General features: G+C 75.3%; 6 protein-coding genes. 3 read left to right on the top strand and 3 right to left on the bottom strand.

The features are described 5' to 3' along the window. Positions 1 to 260 precede the first annotated feature (260 nt). Together C6N75_RS29025 and C6N75_RS29020 are read left to right on the top strand one after the other, a co-directional pair. Positions 261 to 1,025 (top strand): bestrophin-like domain, encoded by a 765-nt coding sequence (locus C6N75_RS29025; RefSeq protein WP_105871824.1) that lies wholly within the window; start codon positions 261 to 263, stop codon positions 1,023 to 1,025. A 174-nt stretch (positions 1,026 to 1,199) separates the two neighbouring features. Beyond that, complete coding sequence (locus C6N75_RS29020) at positions 1,200 to 1,769, top strand: hypothetical protein (protein WP_105871823.1); 570 nt, start codon at positions 1,200 to 1,202, stop codon at positions 1,767 to 1,769. 94 nt (positions 1,770 to 1,863) lie between these two features. Here the strand turns inward: C6N75_RS29020 and C6N75_RS29015 are convergent, their stop codons facing one another. Next, positions 1,864 to 2,460, bottom strand: a complete 597-nt coding sequence (locus tag C6N75_RS29015) for a hypothetical protein (RefSeq protein ID WP_105871822.1) — start codon at positions 2,458 to 2,460, stop codon at positions 1,864 to 1,866. A 403-nt stretch (positions 2,461 to 2,863) separates the two neighbouring features. Between C6N75_RS29015 and C6N75_RS29010 the strand changes: the two genes are divergently transcribed. Continuing rightward, positions 2,864 to 3,520: a class F sortase gene (locus tag C6N75_RS29010; RefSeq protein WP_407703289.1), complete on the top strand. Its 657-nt coding sequence runs from the start codon at positions 2,864 to 2,866 to the stop codon at positions 3,518 to 3,520. 118 nt (positions 3,521 to 3,638) lie between these two features. On the opposite strand, the gene C6N75_RS29005 is transcribed toward C6N75_RS29010, so the two are convergent. Continuing rightward, complete coding sequence (locus tag C6N75_RS29005) at positions 3,639 to 4,583, bottom strand: polysaccharide deacetylase family protein (RefSeq protein ID WP_105871820.1); 945 nt, start codon at positions 4,581 to 4,583, stop codon at positions 3,639 to 3,641. A 58-nt stretch (positions 4,584 to 4,641) separates the two neighbouring features. Continuing rightward, positions 4,642 to 5,602 (bottom strand): CapA family protein (locus C6N75_RS29000; protein ID WP_105871819.1); only part of this gene is annotated, 961 nt, incomplete at its 5' end.

Raw genomic sequence — 5,602 nt, 5'->3', positions numbered from 1 at the left:
CTCCCCGTACCGCCGCCGCCCGCGCCCCGGCCCGCGCCGACGCCTTCACCGACGCCGGCGCCCTCGCTCACACCGCCGCCGGTGCCGGCCGCGGTGGCCCGGCCCGCGTACCGCAGGGCGCAGCGGGTCGAGCCGGCGGGCGGCCCGTCCACGGTGACCGTGATCCTGCTGATCATGGCCCCCGCGCTGCTGGCCGCCGCCATCCTGCGTCCCCGGTCCTCCCGCTAGGACCTCCGAAACCACCACTCCCGGAGTCGCCCGTGTCGCACTGGGTCGTCCTGTCCATCGCGATGGCCGCCGCCTGCGCGGTCGTGCTGACCATCGTCGTCATCAACCAACGCAGGGTCGCCGAGGACGACGATCCGACCGAGACCCCCGACGTCCTCGAGTACATGACGATGATGATCGGCGTGGTGTACGCGATCGTCCTCGGCCTGGCCATCGCGGGCGTCTGGGAGGGCCGCAGCTCCGCGCAGGAGAGCGTGCGCCAGGAGGCGCAGGCGCTGCACGAGGTGGACGTACGGGTGGAGGTGTGGCCGGCGGCGGTGCGCGAGCGGGTCCGCTCCGACGTACGCGCCTACGTCCGCCAGGTCACCGGTCCGGAGTGGCGCAGCATGGCCGAGCGGGGCGAGCTGACCGAGGAGGGCGGCGCGCTGCTGGCGCAGGTGCGCCGTTCGGTCACCGACTACGAGCCGGCCACCGACCACGAGGGCGAGGCGTACCAGCCGCTGGTGGACCAGGTGGCGGCGGTGGACGACGCGCGCGGGTCCCGGGCGGACAACGCGGGTTCCACCATGCCGGGGGTGGTGTGGTTCGGTCTGATCATCGGGGCGCTGGTGACGGTGGGGCTGATCTTCACCCTGCAGATCCGCCGGACGTTCCGGGAGCTGCTGCTGGCCGGGCTGTTCAGCGCGCTGATCGCGTTCCTGCTGTTCCTGATCTGGGCGCTGGACGCGCCGTTCGGGATGGGCATCTCCGCGACCCGGGAGCCGTTCGAGCTGCTGTTCCCGGACGTGGCGCGGTGACGGCGCGGGACGGGGCGCGATGCCCGCCGGTCGGGTGACGCGGGTGACCCGTTCGCACGACGGGGATCGCGGCTGTGGTAATGCGCTCCTAGCGTGAGGCGGTGTCGAGGTGCATTTCAGGCCCCTTGTGGAATACCCGTTCCGCACCTGCTCCTCGGGACCGGAGGATCGACGATGCGTGCGATAGGCGCCGCCTGTGCCGCTCTGCTCGGAGCGGCCGCTTGTGCCCTGACCGTCCCGGCCGCGGCGGCGGCCGCCCCCGGCGCGAAGGCCCCCGGGGACTTCACCGTCAGCCCGTCGAGCGTCCAGCCGGGGGGCAGGGTCGCCGTGTCGGCCCCGGGCTGCCGGGGCATCGCGATGGCGTCGGCCGGCGTGTTCGACACGGTCACCATCCCGGCCGGCCGCTCGGTGGCGGCCACCGTCGACTGGGACGCCCGGCGCGGCGCGGTCTACACGGTGAACTTCACCTGCGCGGGCGGCCAGCCCGGTTCCGCGGAGCTGACCATCGCGTCGTCCTCGCGTCCGCCCACCAGCTCCTCGACCCGTATGCCCAGCGCGGCGGCCTCCGCGCCGGTCTCCGTCCCGGCGTCGCCGGCCCCCTCGCAGGGGGTGCGCGGCGGTGTCGGCGGCAGCATCGGCGGCTGGAACGCCGGCGAGCTGGCGGCCGGTACGGCGCTGGCGGTGGCCGCGGCGACCGGCGTGGTCTACGCGGTGCGCCGGCGGGCCGACGGCCGCCGGCACTGATCCGCCCCCGCTCGGCACACGCCCGGCGCCCCGAGTCCTCGGCTGAGGGCTCGGGGCGCCGGGCGTGTACGGCCGGACCGGGAGGTTCGGCCGGTCAGGCCCTTCCGCCGATCAGGCGGCGGCGCCGGCTGATGAACAGCCCGCCGCCGAGGGCCGCCGAGGCCACCAGTCCGGCGCCGACGGCCGTCTCGGCTGAGGTCGGCGCCATGGACCCGCCCAGACCGCCCTCGGTGCCGCGGCCCCGGATGACGGTGAAGGTGCGGGTCACGACCTCACCGTTGCCGCCCCGGCCGAACTCGTCCTCGTCGAAGCCGTTGCCGCCGCGACCGCCGTCGCCACCGCGGCCGCCGGAGTCGTTGCAGCGCACGGCCAGGGTGTACTGGCCCGGCGTGGCGTTGTCGTAGACGCGCGGGGTGGCCGCCGACTGCCCCGAGCGGTTGATGGTGAGGGCTGTGCGCGGGAAGGCGTTGGACGAGACCACACCGCCGCGCGAGCAGCCCGACGCGCTGACCGCGAGCTGGCCGCCCTGGTGCACCCGGCTCGGCTCGACGGTGACGTTGCGCGGGCGGTCGTGCGAGCCGCCGTTCGGGCCGCCGCCGTTCGGCGCGTTGGTGGCCGCGGCCACCGGGACGCAGAGCCCGATGGCCGCGCCGGCGGTGGCGGCGACCACGAGAGCGCGTGAAGCACGCATGGTTGAACCTCCAGTGGAAGACGCTCCGAAGCGGCGCTCCGGTGGATTCGACGAGTACGTCCTCCACGACGAACTGTCACAAGGCGGTCGTACAAGCGCATTTCGGGGTTCGGCCACCCCGGTGAGCCGACACGCCGGGCGGCCGGTCGCCAAGATCGACTGAACCGCAGGTCACACCCCGTCAGGAGGCCGGCGGGCATGAACACCCGGACGGGGCAACCCGACTGGCCCCGGCGGGCACCGGGGGGCGACCGGCCGGCCGCCGGCCCCTCCCCCGGTCGGCGCGGAGGCGGCAGGACGGGCGCCACCCGTTCGCCCCGCCCGGATCGCCGGAGTCGCGGGGCGCGCTTACCGTGCGGGGACAGCGCCGCGCGCACGCCGCCGCGAAGGGAGAGTCATGGGTCTGGGACGCCGCAGTGGCTTCGCCGAGCTGAGGAGACCGTCGCCGTGGGGCGCGCTGGCTCTCGTCATGCTCTCGGGTCTGGCGATGATGCGCAACGGGGTGGACACCGACCCCGGGCCGCCGCAGCCGACCCGGCTGGCCGCCTCCGCGCAGAGCCAGCGGGGCGCGGCGCCGGTGCCGGTGGCCGGTCTGCAACCGCTGGAGTACGCCCCGGCCTCGCGGGTGCGGATCGGCTCGATCGGCGTGGACGCCCCGGTGATGGACGTGGGGCTGGACCGGGAGGGCTGGATCGACGCCCCGCCGGCGCAGGACGCCAACATGGCCGGCTGGTACCAGAACGGGATCTCCCCGGGGCAGCGCGGCACCTCGGTGGTCGTCGGGCACGTCGACAACGAGGCCGGGCCCGCGGTCTTCTACCGCCTGGGCGCCATCAAGGGCGGCGAGCAGATCGAGGTGACCCGTTTCGACGGGCGGATCGCGGTGTTCGAGGTGTACGGCATCGAGGTGTTCTCCAAGGAGGACTTCCCCGGGGTGCGGGTCTACGGCGACACCGGTCACCCGGAGCTGCGGGTCATCACCTGCGGCGGCGGCTACTCCAAGGCGAACGGCTACGACGGGAACGTGGTGGTCTTCGCGCGGATGGTGGAGGTGCGCTGAGCCGGCGCACGGTCGACGCGGAGGGCCCCGGCGCCGGGAGCGGCGCCGGGGCCCTCCGCCGTACGCATGCCGCCGTACGCCGTCCCCGTACGCCTCTCGCCGTACGCGGGGCGGGGGTTCAGCGGCGGGGCACGGTGAGGCGGTAGCCGGAGTCCAGCAGCTCGGGGAGGTAGCGGTCCAGGGCGGCCACGGTGCCCGAGCGGTCGCCGCCGGCGTCGTGCGAGAGGACCACCACGCCGGGGGCCGCGCCGGCCCGGACCCGGCCGACGATGGCGTCCGCGCCCGGCTCGGTCCAGTCCAGGGTGTCCACGGTCCAGGCCAGCGGCTCCATGCCCAGTTCCGCGCCGATCTCGAAGGAGTGCTTGTTCCACGCGCCGAACGGGGCCCGGTACCAGAGCGGGGCCGCGCCGGTGAGGCGCTCGACCACCTCGCTGGTGCGGCCCAGCTCGCCGCGGATGCGGGAGGGCCGCAAGGACGGGATCAGCGGGTGCGACCAGGAGTGGTTGCCCAGGACGTGCCCCTCGGCGGCGGCCCGCCTGACCAGGTCGGGGTGCGCGTCGGCCATCTCGCCGCAGAGGAAGAACATCGCCCGTACGCGGTGCCGGCGCAGGGTGTCGAGGATGGCGGGGGTGTAGCGGGGGTCGGGGCCGTCGTCGAAGGTGAGCACCATGGTGCGGCCGGCCGGGGCGACCTGGAGGAAGGGCCGCACGCGCACCGGGGGCAGGGCGCGCCGGAAGCGCGGCGGGGTGTACGCCGTCATGGGCTGGAGGCGGTAGCCGGCGGCGCCCGCCTGGCCCGCGGCCGCCTGCGGCCCGGCGGCGCCCGGCACCGCGACGCCGTCCGGGACGGCGGCGGGGACCGCGCCGGGGGCCGGCCCGGCGGCCGGGCCGGCGGGCGGGGACGCGGTGGGCGAGGCGGCGGCCGGCGCCCTGGGCGGCGTCCCGTCGGGCGAGGCGAACCGGTCCACGGCGAAGAGGCCGACCGCCGTGGTGGCGCCGAGCGCCGCGGCGAGGCGCAGCACCGTGCGCCGCCCGGGTGTGGTCTGGTCAGCGTCTGCTGTCATGGTCGTCCTTCACGGTGCCGTTGCGGGCGGACGGAGGGCGTGCCGGGCTCGGGACGGGCTACTGGGGCATGGTGAGGCCGTCGGCGGCGCCGCCGCGGCTGAGGACGACCTCACGGATGCGGTCGCGCACGTCGGTGAGCTTCTCGCCGCGCCGGATGGCGGCGTTGACGTCGGTGACCCGGCCGGTGCCGGTGTTGAACCACTGGGGGATGAACTCCGCCCGGGACACCGACCAGCGCTCGCCGCCCGGTGCGGGCGGGGTGAAGGTGAAGCGGCCGATGGTGCCCTGGTTGCCGCGCGGGTCGAAGGCGCCGTCGGTGTTGATCATGTCGCCGGCGATCTGGTCGCCCATGCCGTAGACGATCCAGGCGCCGTTGACCTTCTCGTACGCCTGCGGGACGTGCGCGTGCGTGCCGACGATGAGGTCGATGTCGCGCAGCCCGTCGTCGTCGGTGGAGGCGGTGAGGTTGTGGCCCAGGTCGCGCTGGTCGACGTCCGGTTCGGTCTCCCACTCGGTGCCCCAGTGGATGCTGACCACGACGACGTCGGCGCCGGCGGCGCGGGCCGCCCGGGAGTCCTCGACGATCTTGGCCTCGTCCATGATGTTGACCGCCCAGGGCCGGCCCTCCAGGACGCGGTCGCCGTTGATGGCGTAGGTGTACGCGAGGTGGGCGACCGTCGCGCCGCCGGCCTTGAGCAGGACGGGGCGCCGGGCCTCTTCGGCGGTACGGGCCGATCCGGCGTGCCGCACGCCGGCCTTGTCGAAGGCGTCGAGGGTGCGGGCCAGTCCGTCGGCGCCGTCGTCCAGGGTGTGGTTGGACGCGGTGGAGCAGGAGTCGTAGCCGGTGGCGGCGAGCGCGGCGGCGATCTGCGGCGGCGACTTGAAGGACGGGTAGCCGGTGAACGGCCCGCTGTCCTTGCCGTACACCGTCTCCATGTGGCAGAGGGCGAGGTCGGCACCGGAGATGACGGGCTTGACCCCGGCCAGCATGGGGCGGAAGTCGTAGCCGTCGCCGCCG

The sequence above is a fragment of the Streptomyces solincola genome, assembly GCF_002982015.1.
GTDB classification, from domain to species: Bacteria; Actinomycetota; Actinomycetes; order Streptomycetales; family Streptomycetaceae; genus Streptomyces; species Streptomyces solincola.
This window is presented reverse-complemented; position numbering and strand designations above follow the sequence as displayed.